The sequence below is a fragment of the Pseudomonas sp. MPB03 genome, from assembly GCF_046605385.1.
Classification (GTDB): Bacteria; Pseudomonadota; Gammaproteobacteria; order Pseudomonadales; family Pseudomonadaceae; genus Aquipseudomonas; species Aquipseudomonas zanjanensis.
In genome coordinates, this window is record NZ_CP176770.1 from 2,581,899 (window position 1) to 2,607,213 (window position 25,315).

29 protein-coding genes are annotated in these 25,315 nt (G+C 56.1%); 8 read left to right on the plus strand and 21 right to left on the minus strand.

Going from position 1 to position 25,315, the window contains the following annotated elements:
* Position 1: 1 nt before the first annotated feature.
* The 3 genes from ACLH0I_RS11490 to ACLH0I_RS11500 are packed head-to-tail and all read right to left on the minus strand — an operon-like array spanning position 2 to position 2,196.
* Complete coding sequence (locus ACLH0I_RS11490) at positions 2 to 982, minus strand: major capsid protein (RefSeq protein WP_411387094.1); 981 nt, start codon at positions 980 to 982, stop codon at positions 2 to 4.
* Between the two features lie 12 nt (positions 983 to 994).
* Positions 995 to 1,363, minus strand: coding sequence for a head decoration protein (locus ACLH0I_RS11495; RefSeq protein ID WP_411387095.1), 369 nt, complete (start codon positions 1,361 to 1,363; stop codon positions 995 to 997).
* Positions 1,364 to 1,371: 8 nt separating this feature from the next.
* Complete coding sequence (locus tag ACLH0I_RS11500; protein WP_411387096.1) at positions 1,372 to 2,196, minus strand: phage protease; 825 nt, start codon at positions 2,194 to 2,196, stop codon at positions 1,372 to 1,374.
* 563 nt (positions 2,197 to 2,759) lie between these two features.
* On the opposite strand from ACLH0I_RS11500, the gene ACLH0I_RS11505 reads away from it, so the two are divergent.
* Positions 2,760 to 5,102 carry a P-loop NTPase fold protein gene (locus ACLH0I_RS11505; protein ID WP_411387097.1) on the plus strand — a complete coding sequence of 781 codons (2,343 nt, stop codon included), beginning with the start codon at positions 2,760 to 2,762 and terminating at the stop codon, positions 5,100 to 5,102.
* Positions 5,103 to 5,161: 59 nt separating this feature from the next.
* Here the strand turns inward: ACLH0I_RS11505 and ACLH0I_RS11510 are convergent, their stop codons facing one another.
* The 3 genes from ACLH0I_RS11510 to ACLH0I_RS11520 all read right to left on the minus strand — a co-directional run bounded on the left by ACLH0I_RS11510 (position 5,162) and on the right by ACLH0I_RS11520 (position 7,796).
* Complete coding sequence (locus tag ACLH0I_RS11510; RefSeq protein WP_411387098.1) at positions 5,162 to 6,169, minus strand: hypothetical protein; 1,008 nt, start codon at positions 6,167 to 6,169, stop codon at positions 5,162 to 5,164.
* 234 nt (positions 6,170 to 6,403) lie between these two features.
* The gene (locus ACLH0I_RS11515) at positions 6,404 to 7,468 is read right to left on the minus strand and encodes a reverse transcriptase family protein (RefSeq protein ID WP_411387099.1); all 1,065 of its coding nucleotides are present in this window, start codon (positions 7,466 to 7,468) and stop codon (positions 6,404 to 6,406) included.
* Positions 7,440 to 7,796: a helix-turn-helix transcriptional regulator gene (locus ACLH0I_RS11520; RefSeq protein ID WP_411387100.1), complete on the minus strand. Its 357-nt coding sequence runs from the start codon at positions 7,794 to 7,796 to the stop codon at positions 7,440 to 7,442. The genes ACLH0I_RS11515 and ACLH0I_RS11520 overlap by 29 nt, the downstream gene beginning before the upstream one ends.
* Before the next feature lie 855 nt (positions 7,797 to 8,651).
* Between ACLH0I_RS11520 and ACLH0I_RS11525 the strand changes: the two genes are divergently transcribed.
* Complete coding sequence (locus ACLH0I_RS11525; protein WP_411387101.1) at positions 8,652 to 9,767, plus strand: hypothetical protein; 1,116 nt, start codon at positions 8,652 to 8,654, stop codon at positions 9,765 to 9,767.
* A 200-nt stretch (positions 9,768 to 9,967) separates the two neighbouring features.
* On the opposite strand, the gene ACLH0I_RS11530 is transcribed toward ACLH0I_RS11525, so the two are convergent.
* From ACLH0I_RS11530 to ACLH0I_RS11575, 10 genes are all read right to left on the minus strand, one after another.
* Entirely contained in the window at positions 9,968 to 10,720 is a 753-nt protein-coding gene (locus ACLH0I_RS11530) for a hypothetical protein (RefSeq protein ID WP_411387102.1), read from the minus strand.
* A gap of 121 nt (positions 10,721 to 10,841) precedes the next feature.
* A complete protein-coding gene (locus ACLH0I_RS11535) occupies positions 10,842 to 11,318 on the minus strand; it encodes a phage virion morphogenesis protein (RefSeq protein ID WP_411387103.1) in 477 nt (158 codons plus the stop codon).
* A gap of 108 nt (positions 11,319 to 11,426) precedes the next feature.
* On the minus strand, positions 11,427 to 12,227 hold the full coding sequence (locus ACLH0I_RS11540; RefSeq protein WP_411387104.1) for a phage minor head protein: 801 nt from the start codon (positions 12,225 to 12,227) through the stop codon (positions 11,427 to 11,429).
* A gap of 1 nt (position 12,228) precedes the next feature.
* The gene (locus ACLH0I_RS11545) at positions 12,229 to 13,611 is read right to left on the minus strand and encodes a DUF935 domain-containing protein (RefSeq protein WP_411387105.1); all 1,383 of its coding nucleotides are present in this window, start codon (positions 13,609 to 13,611) and stop codon (positions 12,229 to 12,231) included.
* Positions 13,608 to 15,212, minus strand: coding sequence for a hypothetical protein (locus ACLH0I_RS11550; RefSeq protein WP_411387106.1), 1,605 nt, complete (start codon positions 15,210 to 15,212; stop codon positions 13,608 to 13,610). The genes ACLH0I_RS11545 and ACLH0I_RS11550 overlap by 4 nt, the downstream gene beginning before the upstream one ends.
* Complete coding sequence (locus ACLH0I_RS11555) at positions 15,209 to 15,760, minus strand: phage protein Gp27 family protein (RefSeq protein ID WP_043042211.1); 552 nt, start codon at positions 15,758 to 15,760, stop codon at positions 15,209 to 15,211. Before ACLH0I_RS11555 ends, ACLH0I_RS11550 begins: the two co-directional genes overlap by 4 nt.
* A gap of 2 nt (positions 15,761 to 15,762) precedes the next feature.
* Positions 15,763 to 16,056 (minus strand): hypothetical protein, encoded by a 294-nt coding sequence (locus ACLH0I_RS11560; protein WP_043042212.1) that lies wholly within the window; start codon positions 16,054 to 16,056, stop codon positions 15,763 to 15,765.
* Positions 16,053 to 16,358 carry a DUF2730 domain-containing protein gene (locus ACLH0I_RS11565; protein WP_305490573.1) on the minus strand — a complete coding sequence of 102 codons (306 nt, stop codon included), beginning with the start codon at positions 16,356 to 16,358 and terminating at the stop codon, positions 16,053 to 16,055. The genes ACLH0I_RS11560 and ACLH0I_RS11565 overlap by 4 nt, the downstream gene beginning before the upstream one ends.
* Positions 16,359 to 16,571, minus strand: a complete 213-nt coding sequence (locus ACLH0I_RS11570) for a hypothetical protein (protein ID WP_411387107.1) — start codon at positions 16,569 to 16,571, stop codon at positions 16,359 to 16,361. It lies immediately after the preceding gene.
* Positions 16,568 to 17,068 (minus strand): structural protein, encoded by a 501-nt coding sequence (locus ACLH0I_RS11575; RefSeq protein WP_411387108.1) that lies wholly within the window; start codon positions 17,066 to 17,068, stop codon positions 16,568 to 16,570. The genes ACLH0I_RS11570 and ACLH0I_RS11575 overlap by 4 nt, the downstream gene beginning before the upstream one ends.
* 236 nt (positions 17,069 to 17,304) lie before the next feature.
* On the opposite strand from ACLH0I_RS11575, the gene ACLH0I_RS11580 reads away from it, so the two are divergent.
* The gene (locus ACLH0I_RS11580) at positions 17,305 to 17,907 is read left to right on the plus strand and encodes a hypothetical protein (protein WP_411387109.1); all 603 of its coding nucleotides are present in this window, start codon (positions 17,305 to 17,307) and stop codon (positions 17,905 to 17,907) included.
* A gap of 72 nt (positions 17,908 to 17,979) precedes the next feature.
* Here the strand turns inward: ACLH0I_RS11580 and ACLH0I_RS11585 are convergent, their stop codons facing one another.
* The 5 genes from ACLH0I_RS11585 to ACLH0I_RS11605 all read right to left on the minus strand — a co-directional run bounded on the left by ACLH0I_RS11585 (position 17,980) and on the right by ACLH0I_RS11605 (position 20,584).
* Positions 17,980 to 18,366 (minus strand): Rap1a/Tai family immunity protein, encoded by a 387-nt coding sequence (locus ACLH0I_RS11585; protein ID WP_411387110.1) that lies wholly within the window; start codon positions 18,364 to 18,366, stop codon positions 17,980 to 17,982.
* A gap of 53 nt (positions 18,367 to 18,419) precedes the next feature.
* Positions 18,420 to 18,767 (minus strand): hypothetical protein, encoded by a 348-nt coding sequence (locus tag ACLH0I_RS11590; protein WP_411387111.1) that lies wholly within the window; start codon positions 18,765 to 18,767, stop codon positions 18,420 to 18,422.
* A gap of 194 nt (positions 18,768 to 18,961) precedes the next feature.
* Positions 18,962 to 19,561, minus strand: coding sequence for a hypothetical protein (locus tag ACLH0I_RS11595; RefSeq protein ID WP_411387112.1), 600 nt, complete (start codon positions 19,559 to 19,561; stop codon positions 18,962 to 18,964).
* Between the two features lie 77 nt (positions 19,562 to 19,638).
* Positions 19,639 to 20,124 (minus strand): hypothetical protein, encoded by a 486-nt coding sequence (locus ACLH0I_RS11600; protein ID WP_411387113.1) that lies wholly within the window; start codon positions 20,122 to 20,124, stop codon positions 19,639 to 19,641.
* Between the two features lie 16 nt (positions 20,125 to 20,140).
* Positions 20,141 to 20,584: a helix-turn-helix domain-containing protein gene (locus ACLH0I_RS11605; RefSeq protein ID WP_411387114.1), complete on the minus strand. Its 444-nt coding sequence runs from the start codon at positions 20,582 to 20,584 to the stop codon at positions 20,141 to 20,143.
* A 98-nt stretch (positions 20,585 to 20,682) separates the two neighbouring features.
* Here ACLH0I_RS11605 and ACLH0I_RS11610 point away from each other — a divergent pair, with 98 nt between their 5' ends.
* The 5 genes from ACLH0I_RS11610 (at position 20,683) to ACLH0I_RS11630 (ending at position 25,315) form a co-directional block, all read left to right on the plus strand.
* The gene (locus ACLH0I_RS11610; protein WP_204126644.1) at positions 20,683 to 20,919 is read left to right on the plus strand and encodes a DNA-binding protein; all 237 of its coding nucleotides are present in this window, start codon (positions 20,683 to 20,685) and stop codon (positions 20,917 to 20,919) included.
* A 217-nt stretch (positions 20,920 to 21,136) separates the two neighbouring features.
* Positions 21,137 to 21,439, plus strand: a complete 303-nt coding sequence (locus ACLH0I_RS11615) for a helix-turn-helix domain-containing protein (protein ID WP_186642575.1) — start codon at positions 21,137 to 21,139, stop codon at positions 21,437 to 21,439.
* A 10-nt stretch (positions 21,440 to 21,449) separates the two neighbouring features.
* Complete coding sequence (locus ACLH0I_RS11620; RefSeq protein WP_411387115.1) at positions 21,450 to 22,376, plus strand: hypothetical protein; 927 nt, start codon at positions 21,450 to 21,452, stop codon at positions 22,374 to 22,376.
* Positions 22,377 to 22,379: 3 nt separating this feature from the next.
* Complete coding sequence (locus ACLH0I_RS11625; protein WP_411387116.1) at positions 22,380 to 24,134, plus strand: integrase; 1,755 nt, start codon at positions 22,380 to 22,382, stop codon at positions 24,132 to 24,134.
* Positions 24,134 to 25,315, plus strand: a complete 1,182-nt coding sequence (locus tag ACLH0I_RS11630; protein ID WP_411387117.1) for an ExeA family protein — start codon at positions 24,134 to 24,136, stop codon at positions 25,313 to 25,315. The genes ACLH0I_RS11625 and ACLH0I_RS11630 overlap by 1 nt, the downstream gene beginning before the upstream one ends.

A 25,315-nucleotide genomic window follows, 5' to 3' on the forward strand; every position in this document is an offset into this window, starting at 1 on the left:
CTCAGCCCGCCTTCAGTTCGACGAGGGCTTCGGGAAACAAGCACATGGCCAAGGGGTTGGCTTGGGCTTCCAGGTCCCAGCCTTTGCCCATCTTGCGCGGCTCGGCTTTGCTGTAGAAAGCCTGGCCCAGGGTGTTGACGGTCTCGTTGTAGTTGGCCGGGGCGTTGAACAGGCGGAACACTCCGCGGGCGACGGGAAAGACCTGAGCGATGTCGGCCGGGATGAAGCGCTGGCCGCTGACGGTGACGTCGTATTCGATGTACTCGATGCCGCCAAAGGTGAAGCCCGAGCGCATGTCACCACCGAGACGATCTTGGGCGGCCTGGTAGTGGGCGAAGGCTTCTTTGACCTTGGCGTGGTCGGTGAAGGCATCGAACCAGTCCGGCCCGCAGAAGGCCCGAAAGCCGGTGACCATGACGCCGCCGAGTTTGGATTCGGCGTGGCGCTTGGCGTCCAGGCAGGCTTTGCGCACGTTGGTGTCTGGGTTACTGAGGGCGACGGTGACCTTCTTTTGTTTGACGTCGAACTCTTCAAACAGGTTGAAGAGCAGCGAGCCGTCGGCATCCAGCAGTTGGCCGCGCAGTGCGCCGACACGTTGGAATTCGCGGGTGGCTTCAATGCTGTTTTTGAGTTCTTGCAGGTGGTCGTTGACGACGGTGACGACGGGCGCGGTGGCGCTTTCCTGGCCGAAGGCGGCGATGCCTTGTAGCTGGCTGGGCAGGATTGAGCTGCTGACCGGCAGATGCAGGGTTTCGAAGGTACGGCGCTTGCGTTTGCGGCCTTCGAGCGGCGCCGGGTCGTCGTTGCGTGAGGTGTTGGGCACGAGCACCAAGCGGCCTTCGCGTTCGTCGATGACGACGCTGGTGCTGGTGACGCCTTTCTCGTCGAACAGGCCCATGGCGCCAACCTTGCCGGGGATGGCCGGGAGTTTGTTCACGGCGGCGGTGAGGTTGGCGACGCTGAATAGGTCTGGCAGGTTCATGGTGGGCTCCGGTTAGAGGGTTACGCGGGCGACGATGCCCAGGGCATTGAGTTCGTCGAGGGCGACGGCTTGCTGGGCGGGTGTGATGCCGGCGGGCCAGACCAGGTGCGCTATGGCGAGGACTGCGCCGCGGGCGATGACCACGCCCGGTTGATCGCCGGCTGTGGCGTCGACGTGCTCGGCCAGGACGGCGGCGGCTTTTTTGGCGGCGCCGTTGCCGGCGGGATCGAGGGCTTGGTATTTGCCGGCGACTTTGGCGATCACTTGACCGAGTGGGTAGTCGGTGCCGGCGAGTAAGGTGACGTTGCTTTTGGTCCAGCCGGGGCTGACTTGGAGCAACAGTAAGTCGCCCAGGTCTTTGGGTTGGTTAAAGGTGGCCATGGGGGTTCCTAGCGTTGGGCGCGGGCTGCGGCATCGGCGAGTAGAGGATTGGTGGGTGCTGCATCGGGTTGGCCGGTGCGGGCCTTTGTGGCGACTTCGGTGAAGCTGACGGGGTTGGTCAGGTCTTTGAAGAGGGTCTTGAGGCCTGCGCTTAGTGGCTGGCGTTGGTCGCCTTCGCCGAATTCCAAGGGGGTGGCGGCAGATTGCACGGCGTCGAGGGCGGCGATGACGACTGCGGCGTGCAGCGGCTTCATGCCGGCGGCGACCAGTTGTTCGGCGTAGGCGACGCTGGCGCTGTGGAGGTTTTTTTGGGCAGCGTTGTCGCGTTGGGCGAGTTCGGCTTTGAGGCGTTTGTTTTCTGCTTCTAATGCAGTGGCGCAGGACGTGGGCTGTAGGCCGCCTTCGCTGAATTCGATGACGCCGGGTTCACCTTCGGCCAGTTCGATGGGACGCAGGCCTTTGACGGCTGGCGGTTGGGCGCCGAGGAAGCCGACGTGGCGCAGGTAGTAGACGCCGGGCACGGGGTTGTTGGCGGCGGTTGGGTGGTAGAAGGAGGCGGAGATTTTCTTGTAGCTGCCCTTGGCGATTTGCTCGGCGAAGGACGCGTCGATTTGTTGGGGTTCGGCGATGAGGCCATGGGTGGTGGCGGACAGGGATTTGACCCAGCCGGCGGCAGGAGCGTCGTGTTGTGGGTGGCCTATGACCAGGGGGGCTTCGTGAAGCGATGGGTTGTAGGCGGCGACGGTGGCGGCCAGGTCGGCTTCGGTGAAGTTGTAGGTGGTGCCGCATTGGGCGGTGTGGGTGCCGGGTTTGAAGATGTGGAGTGGGGTCATGGTGGGCGCTGCGTTGTGATGATGTGCAGAGCTTGGGCGCCGGATGGAAATGGGGCTTTTAATCGGATTTAAAGGGTTGGTGAGCCAACTCAGGCGAGGTTCTGGGGGAGTACAAAACGTTCGAGATAGGAAATCGGCAGGTTTAACGTGGAGTTCGATTGGTGAGGGTTGGCCGGATGAGGGGAGACTCAATGATTCGCAATGGGGCTGACCGGGTTTATAAAGCGTTTACATCGGATTTTTCGCTTCACTGTGAATCGGTATGACCTAGGCTGTTCCTCGCGTCTGGCACGGGCGTTTACGAAACTAACTACTGGGGTCAAGGTTCGCCTTCTTAGGACGGGGCAATGCTACGGTTCGTGGAATTCTCTCCGGAGAAGAGCTGTTATTTCTATGGCGAGGGCTTACCTAAAATTTCTTAGTTGTTTACTGGCTTTAAGCCAGTATTTGACCATAATCTGCCCTACTGACCGCTTTATCGCGAACTGGCTATCCAGCCACTCGGCTGTCATTCCAATTTTGGCACTTTGATCGAACGAAAATTCCCTGCGAGTATCAGCATTATGAACGGGCTATTCATCCGCTTCTCAACATGGTTTTCCTGTCGCGGAGCGAAGCCCAAAATCAGTCCCATCACGGCTGGTCTATCTGTAGATGAAATCGGATCGGAAAGTCCGATTCGTACGAAGTCGGAGGATCGCCTTAGAAGGGCCGACTTTGCGAGCCGCATAGCTACGGTGCTCTCAGAACTCAGCTTGCGTGAAGGAAGAGTGTTCGCAATCCGCGGTGGTTGGGGTTTTGGCAAATCCTCCTTGAAGAACCTAGTGACTGAGCGACTTACGGAAAGAGGCAGTGGTTCGGACTGGCTAGACTTCAATCCATGGCAATGGGGGGACGGCGACGCAATTTCCCGTGCTCTCTTCAGCCAAATAGCGGATCAACTTGGAGGGGAGCATTCGAAGGCCGCGCTCAAGCGCGCCGAAGCTCTGCGGCGCTACGGCGCGATCCTGACGGGGGCCAGCGCCCCGCTTAAAAAGGCTAGCAGTTCTAGCCAAATGATCTCGTCAGTGCTGACGAATGCTTCAGTGCTTTTCATTGCTTCGGCCATTGGTTTCGATCTTCCTACCGCTGCTAAGGTCGCGGCTGCACTTGCCGGTCTGGCCGTAGCCACATCCCTGATCGGACGTCTACTCTTGCATTACGGACGTGATCGCAGTGGGGAACCACTCGACAAGGTACGCGAGGCTCTCGACCGCCGTTTACGAGAGCTCCCCCGTCCGTTAATCGTTTTCGTCGACGATATTGATAGACTCGAGCCCGAGCAGATTCGGGTACTACTTCGGCAAGTGAAGGCCAACGCAAACTTGCCCAACATAGTCTTCGTGCTGCTCTTCCAACCCAGCATCGTAGAGAGAGCGCTCGATCCGGTCGCGGACGGCGACGGGCGAGCTTTTCTCGAAAAAATTGTGCAAACAAATTTCGATCTACCCGCCGTCCCTGTGACGGTTGTACATAGGATTTTTGGAGAGGAACTTTCCCTGTTGGTCGGCCGCTATGCGACTGAGGCCAATGGGTTCTCAGAGACACGCTGGGGCAACGCTTTCGTGGGCTGCATCCAACCGCGTCTACGCAACGTCCGAGATGCTCGTCGGCTAATCTTATCTGTGGCAGTGCACATGCCCTTGCATGTATCTGGCGACGTGTTCGAAGTGAATATTGTCGATTTTTTGGTTCTTGAAGCTCTGCGAGTTTTTGAGGCGGATCTACACGAAGCTCTATTCCGAGAAAGGACACTGGTCCTTCAAGAGCGTCGCTTTCGAAGTGATGGCCAAGAGGATACGCAAAGAGCCGCAGCCGAGCGCCTCCTTGAGGTGGTACCAGAGGCGCGTCGCAAAATCGCCAGGGAGACGATCACCGAACTGTTCCCACCTCTTGAATGGGCGTTTGGCGGTCCGAATTATGCTGAGGATTTTCGTCTCAATTGGCTGACAACGAAGCGGGCTTGCTCACCGCGCTTCTTCCCCCGCTACTTCGAACTTCAGACTGCACTAGGAGAAATGTCTGAACGTCGCTTTGTTGAGTTCCTTGACGCAACGGCAACGGAGGACGAACTAACTGCCGCTATCGCAAATCTAGAGGCAGAGGAGCTGTTACCCTCACTTGTAGCTAGATTCGACGAGTCCGTCGAACGCCTTCCTGTTGATAACGCTGCCACTTTGCTTCCAGGGATGTTTAACATTGCACAGAAGCTCGCAGGCGTAGGCGGCGATCCCTTCAATTCGCCTTGGGTTTCGGCATGGCGAGCAATTTCATGGTTCTTGAAGCGAATCCCGGAAAATGTACGAGGTGATCTAGCACTCGAAGCGTTCCGCCAGACCAAAGCTCTGTCCGTTGCTGCGATATTGATCCACTTGAACGATCCTGCGGCTCAAAAAGAAGATAAGGCGGAAAGCTTCAATCCTGCGCTTGATCTCGATACCGTTGAGGCAATGAAAGCCGTTTGGTTACAACTGATCAGAAATCGCGCCTCTGACAGGGACGCGATGATTGCTGAACCAGATATCGTTACCCAACTCTACCGATGGAAAAGTTATACCGGCTCCCTTACCGAGCCACGCAATTGGATGTCGGGTGCCATCGAGACCGACGAGGGCTTTGCAAGAATGGCAACGCGCATGATGAGTACCGGCACAAGCCATACCCTAGGAGACCGAGTCGGCCGAACGTACCACATGTTCAGCAAGGATGTGATCGAAGACCTGATCGGTATCCAGGTGGCAAAGGACCGATGCGAGGCGATAAAACCCACCGACTTTCCTGAACACGCGCTAGCCTTGAAAACCCTGCACGAGCATCTGGAAATATGGCTTGGGATAAAGGAAGGCGACCTTTTTCACCTCTCATGACAGGGTGGGCGGCAGCTGTGTGGCTGACAGGTCGTAGCAGAACATTGACGAAGGAGCACCTAGAGCTCGTCCCTATTACGCTGTACGGGGGCGAACTCTGCCCTAACTAAGTACGTTTTTTCCTCGTTGCCACTGTTTGATATTCCCGCCTGACCTCCTATCTCGGTCATTTGTGCTTTGATCGAAAGCTCCAAATTCTTGTCCGATGAAAATGAAGTACTTTCTTTGATTTCCAAAGACGCAGTTAGGCAGCCGCCGTTTTCGCGGGCGAATACTACTGCTTTCCAAGATGGTTCATATGACAACCAAAAAAAGCTCTCGCGTTCGACCTTGCTGTCTGCCTTCCATGGTCGGCCGGTCAGCGAGAATTCACGCGTATCAAGCGTATTCACGTCACGCTCGGCGTTGCCTGCAAACTTGATGTCACCGCCGCCCATTGAGCCGGCTTGAGCGGATAACCCAGCGGTCACACCGTTGCGCGTTTTGTCTGACGCTTTCTTGGTAATCGTGATTTTGGTCGCGCCTAGATGGACCAGTAGTTTGATCAGCTCTGACTCTCGCTCTTCCAACAAAATTGCATCGTAGCTATCACTGGGGATGTAGAGATTCCCATTGTCTGGATTCGGATAGTCCGTCAGAGGGTGCCTCCTGTATGCCTTGCCCACGACTGGGTGCCCAGGTTGAAAGCAATAGCCTTGAGCTTTGGCTTGGCTGCGTGATAGCGAATGGTGCGCTATGTATGCGGCGAGCACACGTGATTCCTCCAATTTCGCCGCGTCTAGGTCTTCGCCTTTCGCGCTGCGTTCCTTCGTATAAGAAGAAAGCAAGCTTGGAACGCTAAATAATGCGGAGGCTACCAAAGCGGTAGGCAGCAGCGGACCAGCGAAAAACCTCGCACCGGCTGCAAGCACCGTAGCACCTGCAACGCCCGCAAGATTCGCATTTAGCATGCCGCTGAGATTGTCGTCCCGACCGGGCATTGTGAAATTTACTGACGAACCGTCGCTACCGCATTGCGCTCGGGCGGATGTGGTTGGTTCATCCACGATGTATATGAGGTCTAGCACTGAGTAACTCTCCTTGTCGGGCCCGTTTGCGTACATCGCCGAGCTATCCAGTTTGTTGTCGTCATAGAGGCCGGTCGTCTTGTACCTCTATATTTCGGCGAAATTTGGTTGATCTTGAGAGCAATCGTTACTCGGTAACGAAAAATCTGAAGGGTGTTATCTGTTGACGCAACTCCTTCAGCTGACTCGATAGGGGGTCTTACGGTAGCTGTACTGTGCTGAGTGTAATAATTATTATTCTGTTCTCCACGGAGGAATGAAGCTTTCATCAGCAACCTCTGAAGGATTGGGGAGTGATCGATATGCCTCTCCATTCCCGAGCGCAGCTAGATTTAGCTCTCTAATTTTTCTGTTGTATTCATCGGCCAATGACTTGAAATCGCTGTCAAGATACGCTGCCTCACCTAGCAGCCCACCTAATTTGTATTTCAATTGACTCTCGCTAAAGCCGAAGCTGTTTCCTTTCCCCGCGAGTGCGGATTTTATTAGTCTGATCTTTCTGAATCTGACATTAGGAACCTTCAACACCCCATTTTCAATCACAGTACCTGTAATGTGTTTAGGAGTATCAGGACCGAAAATTTTTGTTTTCTTTGATGCGGTAGAATGTCCGTATTTTTTTATTATTTTTTCGATCTTCCATAGAAAATTTAGCTTTATATGATTTCCCGAAAATGCAAGATCATCAACGTAGCATGTGAAATTTAAATCTAAACTTTTCGCCATCACACTCAATTCGTCAAATAATGGCTTGTTCGCATAATAAGAAAGAAGTGGGCTAAGCGGGCTTCCTGTCGGTATGCAGTCATCGCAGGTAACAAGATCCGCATAAATTTTTGCAATGTCACCTGGGCACTCAAGCTGCTCTCTGAAAAAGTTGAAAACTTGCGACTTTGTGGTTGAGCGAAAAAAACTGCTGATATCAAGCGTTGCCACCATGCGCCCGGCCAAGTGGGACTCGGCATTTCTTTTGTAAGAAGTGCCTTTTAAAGCAGATTGCATATACTCAGGAACTTGAACGCATCGTAATAACTTCAGAGTACGCTCATGAATGGCTAACAGCTTCCCTTTTGGCTTTTGAACCCAGCGCGACTTTGGTTGCTTTCCAGTGTTAAATGGATCTGCTTTTGGCGTCATTTCAAAGCGCTTGTAGTTACCTATGCTATTCAGAAGTTGAGAAACGCTAAGGGAGTAAATAGCTGCTAGTTTTGACTTTGAGGAGGTCTTGTATAAAGCGCTTTGCGATATGTCATAAGACTTTTTTTCTTGCTTAACCTTTTTTGCGCACTTTAGCCTCATTTCTATTTTCAATCCATTCGAGGAGATGAATTACTTTTTTTGCTACACCTGTCCGCAGTTTGTCCGAAGGCTTAGGTGTGTCAAGATTTTCAGAGAAAAATAGTATAGACGACAATGGGATGTCGAAATATCTGCTGTATTTTTCTAGCAGCTCGATAGTCGGCTGCTTTTTGCCTGACTCCAACTCGGAAAGGTGAGAGTTAGATACACCCAGTTCCTTGCACAACTCTGTCTGGGATAGGTCGTGGTAAGTTCGAATTAGGCGTAATGCTTGGTTTAGCATCACTGCATCCTCATTAGTGAAGTGACAACAGCGGGGGTTAGGCATTAGAAAATCTCACGAAGGTGCTCCAGGAGTTTGGGCCAGTGCTTGTCGATCAGAGCAAACAGAACCCCGATCCAACGTACAGCGCACATCATCAGCTTCAACCACTTAACCATTTTTCGTGTTCTAACAGCCGGACGTCGCTTGGCGGGTTTGTCAATTTTCATATTTGTATTCCAGTTACCCCTCTCAGAAATTGAAAGGGTCTCGCATGTAACCGGATTGAAAATTGGAGCAAGCAACGCATTTCCCCCCTTCTGAGCACCTGCTTTCGTCTCGCACGAAAGCAGTATCCCCGCGTATCCGGATCCCTGTGCAGCCGGGTGGCGAATCGCTTGGGAAAGGGTTTAGAGGCAAGCCTCCACTGGGCCGAAGCCCCAACAACAGCGAGAGAATCTCCATACCGCAGATGCAGGCTACGTCTCGCTTCGCCAAAAGTCAAAATAAATTCGCTTAAAGCGAAAATATTTTTGGCTTTCCATGCCATAAATTTCCTACGGTGACTTCACTGGTGACAGAGAACGGGGGAGTCATCCCACGGTTTCGCCAATCGGCATGATCCGGACATCGCCTCCACCTAGGACGATAGCTGTCATCAGTGTCGAGCTATTGGTGGTCTGGCTAATGACTGAAGCTAGGCCTCAGTGGCCGGTTTTGCAACGCTCTCAATTTGAACGAGACATGCCCTTCAAAAAAGACTGATAGCATTGAGCTACTACTGGTAAGATATTGCATTGGCGACCCGAAGAATGCTGTGCGGCCTCGCTTGCTTTTTGCTCATTCAGATCGACATCGCAATTGCAGGGGTTAAACGTCTGTTAAGAACATTACATAAAACATAGTTGCGTAGAGGCAAACATGGGTGTAAAGGAAAATATAAAAAGCAATAAAGACGAAGTGCCAGGGAGCGATGGACGTAAGAAAGATAATAACAAGCCTGAAGAAAGAAGGCCTCCCACCTCGCCAGTAAAGCGCACGGGTCTTCATGATTTCTTTGCCTTGGTTGTAGGGTACGGGATAATTTTGGTGGGCTTGTATGGGGTTGTATCTTTTACTGCCCCCACCCTATTCAATGTGTTGCAAGCTAACATTTCAGGAACGCTCTGCATTATTTTATTCGGATTTGCCGTGTTTGGTACGATTGTAAAAACTGTCGAGCGCATCGTGGGCTCCTCATTTGTTGCGATTGATCGAAAGGCAAGAAAGGAATCCAATGTCTCTGCAGGATCATTTAACAAATTAACAATAAGTTCATTTGCCAAAGGAGTCATTGATCGGTTGGGATTGCCGTTGACGCTAGATTCAACCGAAATAAATGACACGTTGGAGCTTGTAAAGGAAGAGATAAAGGAAGCGTCTGCCGAGTATAAAGCTGTAGAGCGTGAGAGGGTTTTAGGTACCGCGTTTGAAGTATATGTATGCAGTGTGGTTGAAAGCCTAGATAAGCATATCTCTCTTACTGAAGAAAAAGGATCAAACCTTCTTGATAGGGGTTTATTATTCTTATTTGGTGGGATTCTTTATTATGTGGTAGCTATTGTGGCTTGGCAGGCTTGGGCGAAGATTGGCCAGCCTAGCGATACTGTCATGTATATAGGGATGGTCGCTAGCTCCGTTGTGTTCTTGGTATGTGAATTTCTGGCTGCCTGGTTCCTTAAACAGTACCGGCATTACATGGATGCATCACTGGCGTGCCTGCGCGTTAAGTCCGTATATGATCGATATATGCTTTCTTATTACGCCGTTAAAGAGATGGTGCCTGAGGGGGGCGAAGTATCGGAAAAACTCAATCGGGTCCTCGAGGTGATCAAAGAGGACGTGATGTGGCCCGGACATAAGGAAAATATGAATAATGATTTTAACTATATGATTGAGTCTATGAACTCGGTTCACGCTTCGCTAGACAAGTTTAAAGGCTTGTTCGACTCGAAACCTAAACCGGCGGCTGGAGATGGTCCATCCGACGGTAAATAAGTTTTACTGGGAAAGCTCCTTTGCTGAGACAGAATAAGATTTACTTGAGGGGATAGAGTGATCCGTGGCGAAGGGGTTTGCTTCCACCCGCAGCGCAACAGCTCTGCTTTATGAGAGCTTCACACTCAAGCGGGAGCAAGTTCCTCGTCACGATTACGTCAAACACACCTTACGCGGTAGCGTACGACCGGCCTAGGATATTACTGTGCAGGTTTGGGTATAGGCTGTGCTGGTGCTGGTGCTGGTGCTGGTGCTGGTGCTGGTGGTGGTGCTGCTGCTGCTGCCTGGGAGTCTTTGCTGTCCTGAATCGTTTTCTTGATTTCTGCGACCTGAGCCTCTACTTTTTTAGCCGCATTTTCAGGTTCTATCTCAGCTTCAGTCGCGCAACGATTCGATGTATTAATAGATGCCCATACAATCTGCCGCCGCACCTGCACTGTGGGGTCCTTGTCGCTGAGTAACGCCTTTACCTCCACGTTATAATCCGCCAGGATTTTGCTAACGATTCGTGCTCGATTTGAGCGGGCGGATGCGTTGTCGCTCAAATCGGCCTGAATGCCATTGGTTGCGCCCGATAAACCTGACCAAGCCTTTGCTGCCGATCCACCTGCGGTAATACCAAAGACGCTTCCCGCCAGAACGCCAAGCACTTTGACAGCTAACCGGGTGCCCGAGTTGATGTTCCCGCCGTTCTCATAATAATTGCTGACCTGCCTGCAGTACGTGCCTGTCGCAAGCATCGCTGCGAACATGTCGTTGTCACTGCAGTAATTATTACGACAACCGTTGAGAGGAACTCTATTGTCATTTTTATCGTTATCGTCATCATCCTTTTGATCCCAAGGCCAGATAGGAGAAGGATTTACGATGATCTTTGTCGGCTGGTCAGCTGTACCACTTGCGCAACCGCTCAGAATGAAGCTAAGCCCGATAAGCCCGATAAGTGTGTTCATCGATTTTCCTTAATCTGGGTGCGCGATGTCATTTTGATACTAGCCGAGAAAAAGCGAAGCGCAACGGCGAGGAATATTTTTTTTTCCGTTCCGTTGTCAGGCCGTGCGATGGATGCGCCCCCTAGAAACGTGCTGCTTCTTCCAAATGAGCCAAAACCAAGTCGAGAATGGCCCTTTCAGCTTCAGGCTGCAGGTTGCCTTCAGCATCCATGGGCAAGTACGGCCGGCCCGGGATATCACCCCACAGCTGCGGAAAATCAGCTTGATCCCCACCGAACTGCATCATTGCCGCATAGGGCTTGTTGCTACCCACCAGCGCCGTGCTGTCTGTCGCTTGGATGGCGATCGAGGCAGCCAGCCCAGCAGCGCTGACTTGCAGGATTTTTCCAGGCCAGTGGCCGATTTCGGCTCGGCGTCCAGTGGTGACGTCGGAAAGCTCAGGCCACTGGGGGCGGCCCTCATGTTCGAAGTTTTCTTCGGTTTGGCTGGCTAGCTCGCCGGCCAGGCTGTGCATGAGTGGCGTTAGGTCGCCGATGGTCTGCTCCACTTTGCTTAGGGTCTGCTGCAGGTGTTGATGGTCTAGTTCGATGATGAACATGGGGTGCCTTCCATATTGGTTTGTGGTGGGCCAGGAAGTATTGGTTGGGCTGGGTTGGGGCTGCTGTGCAGCCCAGCGGGAGCAAGCTCCCTCGCCACGGGGGGCGCATTAATTCAGGCCGGTGCCGGGGGCGTGGTTGAAGCCTGGGTCCGTGCGGAATGTGATGCTGTGGCCTTGGGCGTTGGTGATTCGGATGCCTCCCACGGTTGCTGTTCTGATTTCCCCGGTGCGTTTGTCGGTGCCGGTCTCGACGGTTTCGGTGAAGGTCTTCCCCTGGCTGGAGACTACGGTGAGCCCGCGGCGTTTGACGGCGGCTTCGCTCAGCGCGATGACGCGGCAGCGGCAGTTAAATCCGTTGGGCGGGAAGATGGTTGACCAGATGGGGTCGTCGTGGCGGAAGACTTGGCCGTGCATGGCGCGGTGGCTGCTGCGGGTTTTGCCGTCGAGGACGGCGATGTACATCCAGTACGGGTGGGTCTCGGTGGTTTGTTCCATGGCGGCTTTGCGGCCAGCCATGTAGGCGCTTTGCAGGTTGGTCTGGTAGATGGTTTTGAGCCGACGCGGGCTACCCAGCTGGACGGTTTCGGCGGTGCCTTGGCTGTCTACGATGACTTGCCGGCCCCACCAGCCTTGGGCTTGTAGGACGGGTTTGAGGTTGGCGGTGAACTGCTGGAGGGTTTGGCCCTGTTGGAGCGCGGTTTCGAGGGCGGCGCGGATGTCGGTGAGCAGGTCCAGGCGCATGGCTTTAGCGACAGTGAACGCGTGGTCGTGGGCCTGGTCGAGGATGTCTTGCCAATGCCAGGTGATGGTGTAGCCCTTGGCTTTCAGGTAGGCGATGGCGTTGGCGGGTTCGAGGCCGAAGATGATCTTTAGGTCCGCAGGGTCGAGCTGCTTTGCGGGGCTGGCCATGTCAGTCTTCCCGGTCTGCGGATGCGCTTAGGCGGCCCCAGGTGTCGGCCATGAACATGAGGTTGGCGAGGTTTTCAGTGAGTTGGTTTAAGGGCTCGGATGGCAGGCTGTCGATGGCTTGATCAAGGGCGGCTTGATCCGGCGCCCGGTGTTGTGTGGTTTCGGCGAATGCGGGTTTGTCCCCTTGGATCGGTGCTTGTTGTAGGTCACCGTTTTGCAGGTTGTAGGTGCGCTGCCAGTAGGCGTTGGTGAACCTTACGCCGGACTCGGTCAGGGCTTTGTCGCGCTGGGCGAGGGATTTGTCGATTTCTTCTTGTTGCCACAGCGCATAGTGCGGTGCGACGACGTGTGGGCCGAAGTTGAGGTCTACGACGTGGCGAATGCAGGCGTTGAGCGCGCTGGCGACAATAGCGGCGTCACCGTCGCGGATGTCTTGGGTGACTTCGGCACCGGCGGTGGCGCTGGCGTGGTTGGTGTCTTTTTCGGTGGTCTGGTTTTGCCCGAGCATGGCGACGTTGATTTCGCTGCGGCAGTATTCGAGCAGTTGGCGGTAGACGTCGGCGCTGCCGGCTTTGCCGGCGGCTTCGATGATTTGCACGCTGGCGTCGTCGGGGATGGCGGCGACGGCGTCTTGGACCATGGCTTCGAGGCTGTCGAGCAGCAGTTCGGTTTCGCCGTCGGTGGCGCCGCGTGGGTGTTGGCCGATGACCCAGGGGCTGCCGTACTTTTCGGTGAATTGAACCCAGAACTTGAGGCCGCCTTTCATGAAGGTGGCCGGCCAGAAGCACATGCTCAGGTCTGGGAAACCGTAGGGGTTGGCGTAGGTCGCGTCTTGGCGGGCCACGATGAAGCGCTGCGGGTCGCAGAGCTCGCCGTCTGGGCCGGCGTCTTTGGCGCGGAAGCGCAGCGCGTTGTCTTTGTCGTAGAAGAACCATTCAGCCGGCTTGCCGAGCAGGTCTTGCGGTACCCAGTGCCTGCCCAACGGCTGCCATAGCAGTTCGATGGGCTGGTAGCCGAACAAGGGGGCGTCGAGCATTTCGCGGATGATGCGGTCCAGGTCGAGGTCGGCGAGCCAATCGGTGACGAAGCGCTCAACGTTGCGGCTGGTTTGTTCACGTTGCAGGCCTCGCTCCAGGGACAGGACCGCAGCCTTGCGGCGGCGGATGTTGCCGCCGACCAAGGCTGAGCTGCGCAGGTCGCGGTAGATGGCGATGTCTTTACCCTGGGCTTTGAGGATAGGGTCGGGGTTGGGCAAGTGGCTGGTGAAGTCGCTGGCCTGTGCGCGGCCGCGGGTGGCTATGTGCTGTTTGAGCGAGGGCCCGCGCTTGGTCTCTGCAAAGCTCATGAATTCGGTGGGGCTGACCCATACACCGGTTGTGTTCATGCGTACCCCTGAGTGAGGCGTTGGCCCTGGCGTGGGCGGCGTGATTTGACGGTGACCGGGCCACTGGCGACCTCCAGCGTGGCGAAGTTGGCCAGCACGCCGGCGCCGGCAAAGTCGCCGTGACGGTAGAGGTCGGGGTCTTTGAGGTCTTGTTTGCGGGCTTTGACGATCATGGGGATGCCGTCGACGGTTTCGATGGCACGAATGTCTTGGTGCAGGGAGTCGTCTTTGGGCAGCGTGAGGGTCGCGTCTTCGAACAGTTGAACGAATTTGGGCATCCAGGCGCCGTACCAGGCGCGGGTGATTTTGACTTGTTGGATGCGGTTGTGGCCGAACGCGTCGGCGGTGTCTTCGGCGAGTGTTTCGCCGCTGCCGGTGGCGTCCAGGGCCGCGCCGACGAAACGCGGCAGCCGGCGCAGGATGTAGAACAGGATTTGCTGTTGTTGCCGGGTGGGCACTTTGTGCATTTCCACCACAAACGGGACGTCGCGATGCCGTGCTTGGTCAACGGACATCGGGCAGATGATGGAGAAGTCGCGGTGCCGGGCGTAGTCCATGCCGAGGAAGTGGCGGTGCTCGGGGTTGAGCGGTTGCAGTAGCGGCGCCAGGTAGCGCTCGATCCAGTCGTCGACGTAGGCCTCGCGCCGGTAGACCGGCTGTTGGGTGAAGTCGTCGTCCAGGGCCAGGCGTAGGACGCTGCGACCGGGGCGCATGGCTTCTTCGATCCAGACGCCGGGGATGCAGACGCCGTTGCCGTCGCGGGGGATGGCGTCGAGTTCTTCGCGCATCTGTGCTTTGCGCGGGCCGTAGGCGTTGCGGATTTGTTTGTACCAGGCTTCTTTGTCTTGGGCCGTGGCGAGCTTGCCGGCCATGAAGCAGACCCGTTCAAACAGGCCGTTGGCGACGGCGTCGTCGAAGGTAGCGCGAAAGACCTGGGCGCTGCTGCCGTAGCGCTGGTCGCGGATGTCGCTGACCATTTGGTTGAAGGCGTTGGCTTTGCCGTTGTGGGTGCTGATGATGACGATGCGACCGCCCCAGATGAGCAGCGCGGTGGCGGCGTCGAGCACGGCCGAGACGTCACGGTGAAAGGCGGCCTCGTCGATGATGACTTTGCCCTGCAGGCCGCGTACGCCGGCCGGGTTGCTGGAGAGCGCAACGATTTTGAAGCCTGAAGCGTAGCGAATGCGGTAGGCGTTGATGTGGCGGGTGTTGCCGGTGTTGTCTTGGTCTTGGAAGAGGAATTCTTCTATTTGGCTGACGCCGGAGGCCTGCGCTTCGGCGATGACGCGGCTGAATTTGGCGCAGTAACCGATGAATTCCAGGCCCTTTTCTTTGGTGTCTCCGATGTAGAAGCAGTCCATGCCGCCGGCCACTTTTTGCGAGGCGGCGGTGATGACGCTGTCCAGTGCTTCGGCGAAGGTGATGCCGGTGCGGCGGCCTTTTTCACAGAGCTTGATGTGGGCGTCGATGGCCAGCCATTGGGATTGGTGGACCATGAGAATGCCTTCGGCCAGCGGGTTGTAGCCCTCGGGGATCTGACGGACGCTGGGCGGCAACTCGTCCCATTCGATGACGCGCAGTGTGCTGGAGGACGGCTTCATGGTTTGACGCCGAGGAACTTCTGGCGCCAGAACAGGGCTTGGTCTTCGGTCATGCCCTGGGCTTTGACGGCGTTGTCGAGTTCGGCGGCTTGCTCTTGGAGCAGGCGTTCGCGTGTGGCTTTTTCGATGGCTTGACGCTCTTTGACGCTGAGGGTGCGGGCTTCCATGGTGGCTTTGGCGGCGCGGGCCAGCGCGGAGACTTCTGCGACGGTGACGTCGTCTTTTTCGTGGGCGCCCATGGCGGCTTGGTAGGTCAGGGTCGAGATGGCTTCGACGAGTAAGGCGCCGGTTTTGTCGGTGGCGTCTTCGCCGAAGGCGCCGACAAAGGCTTCGGCCATTTCGCGCTGCTGGCGGGCTTTGTCGATGAGTTCGTCGAAGCCGACTTTGAAGCGGCCCAGGGCGCTGCGGCTGGGGGGCTTTTCGTTGGGGAAGCGCCGGTGGATGTCGGCGAGCATGTCGTCGAGGGTCAGACGGTCCTCGCGCAAGAGCTTTTGTATGTAGGCCTTGACGATGGGCGGCAGGCGGTTGATGGAGGATTTGCCAACCATGGTCAGGCTCCCGGGCGTTTGATGCCGGGCACGCGGGCGCGGCCGGCGGCGATGTCTTGGCCGCGTTCGGTGAGGGTGGCGACCAGTACCGGGCCGATGTCGGCCAGGGTGACGGCGCCCTGTTCGGTGAGCCAGTGCAGTTCGGTTTTGACTTGGTCGCGGCTGGCGGTGTGGCCGAAGTTGTCGAGGGCGGTGTTGAGGACGGAGCTGTTGGCGCGGTAGCCAGGCATTTCAACCAGGAGCCGCAGGATGACCAGGCGCATGTCGTGGCGCAGGTAGTCGGCGTAGGGGGTCATGTTTTTTCTCGCAGCAGGTAGTCGTTGATGCGGTCCAGCGACCGGGCCAAGGGGCTGAGGGCGTCTTTGACGCCGGAGAGTTCGGCACGGATGGCTTTCATGTCGCCCAGGAGGTCGGTGATGGCCGACGGGTCTGGCAGGTGCCGGACGTGTTCTTCGAGCGCGACGATGCGGGTGCGCAGTTCGAGCAGTTCTTGGGTGCTGGCGGTTTGGCGTTTGGTTATCCAGGTATAGAGGGCGAGTACGGTGAGGACCAGCCACTGGACGGTTTGGAAGCCGAAGTTGAGTTCGTTCAGGTTCATTCAACGCTCCGGGTCTGGGCCTTGTTTGATCAGGCGTGCGACGAACAGGAGGACGGCCAGTGCGCTGTTGAGGGTGGCGTAGGCGTTGGGTGACAGCTGGGGTTGCCAGAGCGGCAATAGTTCCAGTTGGGCGAACGCTACCAGGACGATGACCAAGGTGATTTGGAGGCTGTAGAGCTTGTAGCTGTGGCGCCAGTCGGTGATCAGTCTCATGCTGTCGGCCCTTTGAACTGGCCGTGGGCAATACCGCGCTCAATGCCTGCCAGTAATAGGCCGTCGGCGATGATGGTGTCGCCGTACCAGCGGCCGCCTGGTAAGGGACCCGCGCCGTTTTCGTGGCGGATGATGACGGTGACCAGGGCGCGCATGATTTCGAAGTCGTAGACGTCGACGCTGGCTACGTCGGGGTCCAGGCCCAGGGCGCGCGCGACGCTGATGACGTAGGCGTCGGTGTTGTTTTCTGAGGGGGGCGCCCAGCGTTCGATGATTTCGCGCACGGTGTCGATGGGGCTGCCGTCGGCGGCGCGGCGTTTGTCTTGGTAGGTGATGAGAACGCGGGCGATGGCGCGGATGCCCCAGCGTGGGTTGATGAATTGGGTGAATTGGCTATCGGTCTGGAACGGGGCTGCGCCTTGCCAGCGGATGCCTTGGGCGTGGCGGATGTTGCCGGGGTTGTAGTTGCGGATGCCGCGGGGGTGTTGGGGTCGCATGGGGTTGCCTCCAGTCGTGGCGCCTTGGGGGTTGGGGCGCTGGATGTGCTCACGCTGTTATGGTGGGCGGCGTGGGCTGGAGGGGCTTTTAATCGGGTTTAAGGAGATGGTTAGCCGAGCAGACAACAAGAGATTCTGTTGAGGTAAGCTGCGCAAACCAGCACCCGAGTACGTAGCCATGGCACAACAGCCGCCTAGGTCTATCCGCTAGCTCCGACATTACGAGGTCAAAAAAAATGGAAGCTGACAACTCGATGGTTGGGTCGGTCGATGAAGAGATGCGCGAGATTATGCGTCTACTGGAGGGCGCTGAAAGTACTCGTGAGTTGCCACGACTCCTGTTGGGCGTCGGTAAGGAGGATCTCGCCCTGATCGGCGATCTTATCCAGATGTACTGCATGGCAGACGCATTGTGCCGTGGGCTCATCGCTATGCTTCAAGAGCATCGGCTTGGTACTACAAGTGATTCGGCATACTCACTGAACGATACCGACGTCTTGCTCCACACAAAAAAAGAAGCTCGTGAGACCGCCCTGAATATCGACAAGGCCGGCATCATCTCCGCGGTGGAGACGTTTGAGATGCACAGAATGTTCCGACACACATTCTCGCACTGGGTCGTTAAACGGTACTCGGATGGGAAGCATCTAGTGGCTCTCTCGAGAAGCGCGCCAGACGCAAAAAAACGCGATGGTATTGCGCTGGAAGGTGGCAACGCTAAGCTGATGGTTTTCCGGATTGATCTGCTGATGACGGAGCTGGCTAAAATCAAGGGCCATTGCAAGTTCTTATCGCAACTCCACGCATATCTGGAAGCCGCTCCCGCAAATTATGAGTGAGACAAAACAGGTAGGGCTGCGCCCTCACATGTGGGATGCCAGGGCAAATCATGCCCCCCAAAGGGCGCTGTCCTATCGGCAAGGGTAGGCATCCGATAGCGCACTGGCGACAGCCACGTTTTGATTCATCTGGCGCAACTGCTCATCGTCTTCCAGGCGCAGCATCACCAACTTAATCAACTCGCTGTTAATAATACCCTTGGGAACGCACACGAATGGTTTCATCAATTGAGCCTGTTGCAAAGCGGATATCGTGCTCTTCGCGCTAAGTATGGTACCAACGCAGTAGCCGGCCTGGAACGGGTCTCTTCGGGATGCATCCGAACTGCTCCACTCGTGGCATGCGCGAAGTAGTTCATTGCCATCGTACTTGAGCGTCTGCTGTGCGGGCTCTTGGAGGGCTAGAGCAGAGGTAGACAGGGTTCCCATAAGAAGGAACGTGAATAGCTGTTTCGACATATCGATGCTCATTGTTCTGGTTGGATTCGTTTTTTGCTATTTTTTTCTGGGCCTTAGTTTTCTTTCGAAAAATTCTCACAAGCATTGCCAAGCTCATCTGAGCTTAATGAGTTCGCCTTCGACTCTATCTTGGCGAATACACGAGCGTAGGCTTGCGAAGCCCGCAGTTTTTTGAGGGTGTCTGCGTCCGCATCCTGTAGGAGGTGGGCGGCCACCGCAGAGTATCGCTCCCGCATACCAGGATTCACCGAAGAGCACTTGGCTTCGAAAAAATCATAGGGTGCAATAAGGGAAGCCGATGCTTCGTCGACGCATCCATCACCTGTGCATGGTGACGTTGCGCTGGCTAATGTGGCCCAAAGCATCGGTAAGTAAGCCAAAGTTTTCAAAGTGTTTTGCATCGGCCGATCTTGATTAGGGTTGAAAATTGCAATTCGCACCTGCCACTTAGGCTTGGCGTGGCGATTATTGAAGTCGAGGTCATCCTCCGGCAGTCAAGTAAGCGTAGCCATCTATTTGCCATTATTCCATCAACAGGCAGCTTTTGGCGATTTCTGCTTGTCGCCACCTGCATCGACGCGTTGCTCTCAGCAGGTCATCGCTGATAAGTGCGCTGACCAATCGGCCGTGTTTTGTCGATGGTTGACGTAGCGGTGTCGGCTGAGGGGGCCGCGCTTTGCAGGCAGTCAGCTCGGTTGAGTGTGTACTCATCCAAGTGGCTTTGGATCGCGCCGGGAATCGTCTCAGTACCTCCTTGGTGAACGGCAGTCACTTGGGCCTGCCACCAGCTGTTGGCAAAGACAGCCGCCGAGCTGCACCGACCCAAGGGTTGAAATACGGAGCGGCCAAATTGCGCGTAGCCCTCTTCAAGCAATGATTTGAATAGTTGGCTGTGGGCGGCCAGTTCAGGCAGCTGGTTGGCCTTCAATATGTACATACCTTCGGCCATTGCGCTATCCAGTTGCGATAGGAAGCGGGTTGCACTGCTCAAGGCCTGTGCACTGGCGCGGTTGTGTTGGGCTGCGGAGGGAAGCGCTTCAGATTCGCTGCCTAATGAGGGCGCGCCCGGTTCGGGTTTGTTCGGCAGGAATGCGTAAGCCATGAGGCTTGCGATGATTAACCAGCCGACGATCAGTGCAATTTTTTCGGCGGTTGGCCGATCATTCCAAGGCGTGCTGCGTTTTTTCTCGGTCATTGAAACCTCCTTTTAAAGTGTCGTTGGTCGTCCCTGACCGTTAAAAGCTGGCAACTACAGTGCTGTCCACCAGCGTTCTATTTGTGTGTCCTCATAATCATGAGTGTGAGGAAACCAAGGACGCCTGTCAGGCCTAGGGCCAAGGCTTTTGGCGTTTCGGGCAGGAATTCCATGACGATAACGCTTAGCGCGGTAATGCCCGCGCAGCAGACTGCAATTTTTAGCACCTTGAGATTGTGGCGCTCTTGGCGTGCCCGTTCTTTTTCCTGCTCAGCAACTTTGTCGTGGCGGTGCAGGTTGTAGTCGCAGTGCATGCACAGTTGCGTGTAGCGCCAGGTGCAGTGGTGACATTGCGGACACTTTCGTGCGCGGTCACTGCCTTCTGGCGGGGGCGCTTTGGCGGTCTTTATGTCAAAGATTTGATGGCCGAGGTTGATGTGCCCCCGGTTGCCCTTGATCTTGATGGTGAGTTCGCGATTTTTTCCATCCCTGGGGAGATTTTCGATTTCCTCAGAAAGCCTGGCTGACAGATTGTTAACCAGGGCCTCGTCCTCTCTTCGCATAGAACTCCTTTGCTATTTAGCGATTCACTACCAACTTCAATATTCGCTCAACGCGTGGTTGATCAAACCCTTGATCTTCACCCAGCGCGTTGTAGATCTCGGCGGCCACTTCGGCCAATTTTTTGGCCGGCCAGCGCCGACCGGCTTGTTTGGCGGCGGCCTCTAGCATTTCGATGATTCGGCAGAGCTTTTCACCATCGATGGGCGTCCAGGCCGTGGCCGGCGGCGTGGCGGCGATTTTTTGCCCTGTGATGATGAAGTACATGTCTACGCCCGCTTTGGTGATGGCGGTCATGTAGTTGGCATCAGGCACGCGTTCGCCTGCTTCGTAGAGCATCTGCGTTTTTTTCGTCACGCCGGCCAGTGCTGCGAAGTCGGTCTGGTTGAGGCCAAGTCGCGTTCGTTCGGCGCGCAGCCGCTCACAAAAAGAAACCATTCGGTTGCCAAAAAGCCTTTTCATGGGAACCAATTGGTTCCATCATCATTTCACACCGTCCGACCACGAACGGCAATTTAGTCGGCACCCAAGTGGCGCCATTAGCCCCCCGGAGTGAACCCATGGAGCTACGTACAGCAGATCAGGCCCGAGCTGAGCTTAAGGCCAAAGGTATCTCGATTACCCAATGGGCAATCGCGAATCGTTTCTCACCCAACCTGGTGTTCGAGGTGTTGGGTGGGCGCAAAAAATGTGTACGGGGTCAGGCCCATCAGATCGCGATCAAATTAGGTCTTAAGGCCGGAGAAATTTGTACTGATCCGGCGGCGGCCCTTGAGCTCAACCGTTTTGTGGCGTGAGGCTCGTGATGAAAAATCATATCGGTAATTTGGAATCTACCGCTTTAAAACCTAGGCCGCGTGGGTACGCAGGGCAAAAAAAGAAACTTCCTACAAAAAAGCCACCAATTCACACCTTTTTTGTTGTTTTCAACACCTACCGGGCCCCACGACGAGTCGGGACCAAGGGGGTTGAGGTCGTCAATTTACCTGAATTGTTTATGCCGGAGGCGAGGTTATGAATCGTTCGGTGTCGGCGGCCGCACGTGTTTTGCGTGCGCTGAAGGCGTTGAAGGGCCACACGGTGACGGGGTTGAGTAATGCGGAGTTGGCCCATCTGACGCAGGACAGTCCCAGCAATATCACGCGAGCGATGCAAACACTGATTGAGGAAGGTTTAGCGGTGAAGCTGGATAACGGCCGCTTTGCCCACTCGGTGGGGGTGTTGCAGATCGCGCAGGCGCATGCCGAGCACATGGCTCGTTTGACGGGCCGCATGCAGGAAATCAATCAGCGTATTGCCGCTGGGTCGATTGTTTAAGGAGGGTTGTATGGCACGGAGCAAGAGCATACCCGCGGAGGCACTGGCGTTGCCTGTGTTGGATGGGGTGATGTTGACGGCTGATCAGAATGCGATGGCTGCGCTGCAGGCCTCGCACAGCGAAGAGTGCGACACGGTGAATCAGTTGCTGGGCCAGGCGCAAATGGCCGGGGTATTTGAGGCGTTTTCCCGCACGGTGCGGACGTCGAAGTTGGCGTTTGTGAAGGAGAACAAGCTGTATCGAGGCTTGGCCGGGCGCAAAAGCCCGCACGGTGCGGGGACGTTGAGCGGTACGTGGGATGAGTTTTGTGGGTTGCTGGGACGTTCGGTTGATCAGGTGGATCGGGATGTTGCGAACCTGCGGGCCTTCGGTGAGGAGGCGCTGGATTCGATGTCGCGGATGGGGATTGGTTATCGCGAGTTGCGCCAGTATCGGCGATTGCCGCAGGACCAGCAGGCGGCGCTGGTTGAGGTGGCGAAAGCTGGCGATAAGGAGGCGTTTGTTGATCTGGCTGAGGAGATGATTGCTAAGCACACCAAGGAGAAAGAGACGCTGGGCCGGCGACTTGATGAGGCGAAGGCCGATTATGCCGCGCAAAGCGAGGTGATGGCGAAGAAGACTGGTGAGTTGGATAAGGCTCGGCGGGAGTTGGAGCTGACTCGCAAGCGGATTCAGGCGATGCCTGCCGATGAAGCGGCGAAGGCTTTGCGTGCGGAAGTATCGGCGATCGCTTATGAGGCCGAGGCCAATGTGTTGGGACCGCTGCGCGAGGGGTTTGCGAAGTTAGAGGCGTTAGGTGTCGGTGGTGAGGATCACCGTGTCTTTAAAGCCGGTTTGATTCGGCAATTGGAGATCACGCTGGGGACAGTTCGCAGTGAGTTCAATTTGCTTGATCAGGCGGATGGCGCGGCCTGGATGACGACTGCGGAGGCCTGATTGATGAATCCGGTACACATTGAGCAGTTGATGCAGGTCGCACGGCGGGCTGATGCGGCTATGCACGGTGAGCGTACGGCTATTTACGAAGCTGGGGCGCTGGCGTTAGGGGTGTCGATTTCTACTCTGCAACGCCAGTTGAAGGCGGTGCGTTTGGCGAAGCCGCGTAAGCGGCGCAGTGATGCGGGTTGCAGTGCGTTGCCGCTTGAGGAAGCGCGGTTGATTTCGGCGGTGTTGTTGGAGTCCATCCGGGCGAACAATAAGCAGTTGTCGACGATTGAGCGAGCCGTCGAGCGCTTGCGCAGCAATAACTTGGTGATGGCTGGCCGGTTGGATGAGGCTACGGGGGAGTTTCGACCGTTGAGTCGCAGTGCGATTAGTCGGGCGTTGCGCGCTTATAAGTTGCATCCCGAACAACTTTTGCAGGACGCGCCGGCGGTGTCGTTGGCGAGTCAGCATCCCAATCATGTTTGGCAGATTGATGCTTCGATCTCGACGCAATTTTATCTGGCCGATGATGGCGCTCGGGTGATGAATAAGGCCGAGTTTTACGACGGCAAGCCTGCGAACCTGAAGAAGATCGAACGCCAGCGGCTGTGGCGGTATGTGATTACCGATCATACGAGCGGCACGCTGTATGTGGAGTATGTGTTGGGGGCTGAGTCGGCTGAGAATCTGTGCAGCGTGTTGATTAATGCGATGCAGAAGCGCAGTGAGTCGGACCCTTTTCATGGGGTGCCTTGGGTGTTGATGACGGACCCTGGGGCGGCGATGACGAGTGGTATTTTTCGCAATCTTTGCCGTGTTCTGTCGGTTGATTTGATGATTCACAGGCCCGGTAATGCGCGGGCCAAGGGTCAGGTTGAGCAGGCCCACAATATTGTCGAGCGTGAGTTTGAGAGCGCGCTGAAGTTTCAGGCTGCCACGAGTCTGGAGCAGATCAATGCCTGGGCCGGTCAGTGGATGCGGTATTTCAATGGGACGTCGATTCATACCCGCACGCGGCGTACCCGGTATGGCGTTTGGCAGTTGATTAGGCCGGAGCAGTTGCGCCTGGCGCCCAGTGTTGAGGTGTGCCGGGAGCTGGCGGTGAGTACGCCGGAGAACCGCAAGGTGAGCAATTTGCTGAGGGTTTCGTTTCGGGGCTCGCAGTTTGATGTGAGTTCAGTGCCGGATGTGATGGTGGGTGATCAGTTGCTGATCACTCGCAATTGCTGGCGCGATAAGGACTCGGCGATTGCGGTGCTGGTGGGCGATGACGGGCGTGAGTGCTATCACGTGATTGAGCGCGTCGGGGTGGATGCGTTTGGGTTTGCCGAGTCGGCTGCGATGCTCGGTGAGCGGTATAAGCGCCACGCTGAGACGCCGGCCCAGGTGTCGCGCAAGGTGTTGGAGCAGATTGCGACGGGCACGAGCAATCAGGCCGATGCGCAGGCCGCCCGCAAATCGAAGGCCGTGCCGTTTGGTGGGCTGATCGATCCGCATAAACATGTCAATGACACCGTGTTGCCGGCTTATCTGCCGCGGCGTGGTACGCACCTGGATTTTAATGCTCCCACTGTTGAGATTGCCCCGCTGAGTCATGTTGAGGCGGCGAAGCTTCTGCGCCCGCGTTTGGGCAATCTGTGGTCGGCTCAGACGTTTGGTTGGTTGCTGACGCGGTTTCCGGAGGGGGTTCCCCAAGAACAGATTGAGGCGGTTGAGGCTGAGTTGAAACGGCCCGCTGAGGTCATGCGCCATTCGATTGGAGTTGAGTGATGTTGAAACTGAAAAGGATTTTGCAGGATGTGGGGCGGCCTCAGGCGGCGTTGGCCCAGTCGCTGAGCTTGAGTAGCGCAACGATTGCGCAGTTGGTGAACCACAACCTTTGGCCTCGCCGTCTTGATGGTGAGGTTTTGCGGGGGCGCATTCGGGGGTTCTTGGCGGAGTCCGGCGTCAATGATGCCGCTATTGCTAATGCTTTTGATGAAGTGGATCGGCCGTACGCGAATACGGCAGGTTCGGCCCTTGTGCGGGGGCCGTCCGGGGAGGAGGAATCGATGTTATTGCCCAAACAAGTACTGCAACCAGCCACTCGCAAGGCGTTTGGTTTGTTTCGTGATCCGTTTGATGAGTTGCAGTGTGCGCAGGATATGTGGGTGAGCCCGGAGATTCGTTATGTGCGTGAGGCGATGTATCAGACGGCCCGGCACGGTGGGTTTCTGGCGGTTGAGGGGGAATCGGGGGCCGGCAAAAGTACGCTTCGCCGGGATCTGGTGAACCGCATTGCCGAGAACAACGATCCCGTGATGATCATTGAACCATATGTGTTGGCTTCCGAGGATAACGACGCTAAGGGCAAGTCATTGAAGAGCACGCATATCGCCGAGTCGATGATGGCGGCTGTTGCACCGCTATCGAAGCCCAAAAGTAGTCCTGAGGCGCGTTTCGCTCAGGTCCATAAGGCGTTGAAGGAATCGCATGCGGCTGGGTATCGCCATTGCCTGGTTCTTGAGGAGGCGCACAGTTTGCCGGTGCCGACGTTGAAGCACCTTAAGCGCATCCTGGAGTTGGAGATCGGGTTCACTAAGTTGGTGAGCATCATCATGATCGGCCAGCCCGAGCTGGGGGTAAAATTGAGTGAGCGCAACGCGGATGTGCGTGAGGTGGTGCAGCGCTGTGAGCGGGTCAAGCTGATGCCGGTTGGGCATTCGCGTTTGGGGGAGTTTTTGACGTTCCGCTTTGATCGGGTGGGCAAGGTGCTGGGGGACGTTATTGATAAGAGTGCCATTGAGGCGATTGCGGCGCGGTTGTCTCAGCCGACTCGCTATGGGGGGCGTGATGGGACTGTTTCGCTGCTTTATCCATTGGCGATTGGCAATTTGGTGATTGCGGCGATGAACTTGGCTGCTCAGTTGGGGGTGCCTAAGGTGACCGCCGATGTTGTTAAGGGGGTTTGA

Bases quoted from the DNA above. Each gene is read 5' to 3' on its own strand.
- ACLH0I_RS11600 (WP_411387113.1), bottom strand. From the start codon at position 20,124: ATGCGAAGAGAGGACGAGGCCCTGGTTAACAATCTGTCAGCCAGGCTT.
- ACLH0I_RS11505 (WP_411387097.1), top strand. From the start codon at position 2,760: ATGAACGGGCTATTCATCCGCTTCTCAACATGGTTTTCCTGTCGCGGA.
- ACLH0I_RS11615 (WP_186642575.1), top strand. From the start codon at position 21,137: ATGAATCGTTCGGTGTCGGCGGCCGCACGTGTTTTGCGTGCGCTGAAG.
- ACLH0I_RS11605 (WP_411387114.1), bottom strand. From the start codon at position 20,584: ATGAAAAGGCTTTTTGGCAACCGAATGGTTTCTTTTTGTGAGCGGCTG.
- ACLH0I_RS11585 (WP_411387110.1), bottom strand. From the start codon at position 18,366: ATGTCGAAACAGCTATTCACGTTCCTTCTTATGGGAACCCTGTCTACC.
- ACLH0I_RS11630 (WP_411387117.1), top strand. From the start codon at position 24,134: ATGTTGAAACTGAAAAGGATTTTGCAGGATGTGGGGCGGCCTCAGGCG.
- ACLH0I_RS11495 (WP_411387095.1), bottom strand. From the start codon at position 1,363: ATGGCCACCTTTAACCAACCCAAAGACCTGGGCGACTTACTGTTGCTC.
- ACLH0I_RS11580 (WP_411387109.1), top strand. From the start codon at position 17,305: ATGGAAGCTGACAACTCGATGGTTGGGTCGGTCGATGAAGAGATGCGC.
- ACLH0I_RS11525 (WP_411387101.1), top strand. From the start codon at position 8,652: ATGGGTGTAAAGGAAAATATAAAAAGCAATAAAGACGAAGTGCCAGGG.
- ACLH0I_RS11560 (WP_043042212.1), bottom strand. From the start codon at position 16,056: ATGACCCCCTACGCCGACTACCTGCGCCACGACATGCGCCTGGTCATC.
- ACLH0I_RS11550 (WP_411387106.1), bottom strand. From the start codon at position 15,212: ATGAAGCCGTCCTCCAGCACACTGCGCGTCATCGAATGGGACGAGTTG.
- ACLH0I_RS11490 (WP_411387094.1), bottom strand. From the start codon at position 982: ATGAACCTGCCAGACCTATTCAGCGTCGCCAACCTCACCGCCGCCGTG.
- ACLH0I_RS11590 (WP_411387111.1), bottom strand. From the start codon at position 18,767: ATGCAAAACACTTTGAAAACTTTGGCTTACTTACCGATGCTTTGGGCC.
- ACLH0I_RS11565 (WP_305490573.1), bottom strand. From the start codon at position 16,358: ATGAACCTGAACGAACTCAACTTCGGCTTCCAAACCGTCCAGTGGCTG.
- ACLH0I_RS11555 (WP_043042211.1), bottom strand. From the start codon at position 15,760: ATGGTTGGCAAATCCTCCATCAACCGCCTGCCGCCCATCGTCAAGGCC.
- ACLH0I_RS11595 (WP_411387112.1), bottom strand. From the start codon at position 19,561: ATGACCGAGAAAAAACGCAGCACGCCTTGGAATGATCGGCCAACCGCC.
- ACLH0I_RS11540 (WP_411387104.1), bottom strand. From the start codon at position 12,227: ATGGCCAGCCCCGCAAAGCAGCTCGACCCTGCGGACCTAAAGATCATC.
- ACLH0I_RS11575 (WP_411387108.1), bottom strand. From the start codon at position 17,068: ATGCGACCCCAACACCCCCGCGGCATCCGCAACTACAACCCCGGCAAC.
- ACLH0I_RS11625 (WP_411387116.1), top strand. From the start codon at position 22,380: ATGAATCCGGTACACATTGAGCAGTTGATGCAGGTCGCACGGCGGGCT.
- ACLH0I_RS11500 (WP_411387096.1), bottom strand. From the start codon at position 2,196: ATGACCCCACTCCACATCTTCAAACCCGGCACCCACACCGCCCAATGC.
- ACLH0I_RS11620 (WP_411387115.1), top strand. From the start codon at position 21,450: ATGGCACGGAGCAAGAGCATACCCGCGGAGGCACTGGCGTTGCCTGTG.
- ACLH0I_RS11520 (WP_411387100.1), bottom strand. From the start codon at position 7,796: ATGCCTAACCCCCGCTGTTGTCACTTCACTAATGAGGATGCAGTGATG.
- ACLH0I_RS11515 (WP_411387099.1), bottom strand. From the start codon at position 7,468: ATGAGGCTAAAGTGCGCAAAAAAGGTTAAGCAAGAAAAAAAGTCTTAT.
- ACLH0I_RS11535 (WP_411387103.1), bottom strand. From the start codon at position 11,318: ATGTTCATCATCGAACTAGACCATCAACACCTGCAGCAGACCCTAAGC.
- ACLH0I_RS11610 (WP_204126644.1), top strand. From the start codon at position 20,683: ATGGAGCTACGTACAGCAGATCAGGCCCGAGCTGAGCTTAAGGCCAAA.
- ACLH0I_RS11570 (WP_411387107.1), bottom strand. From the start codon at position 16,571: ATGAGACTGATCACCGACTGGCGCCACAGCTACAAGCTCTACAGCCTC.
- ACLH0I_RS11530 (WP_411387102.1), bottom strand. From the start codon at position 10,720: ATGAACACACTTATCGGGCTTATCGGGCTTAGCTTCATTCTGAGCGGT.
- ACLH0I_RS11545 (WP_411387105.1), bottom strand. From the start codon at position 13,611: ATGAACACAACCGGTGTATGGGTCAGCCCCACCGAATTCATGAGCTTT.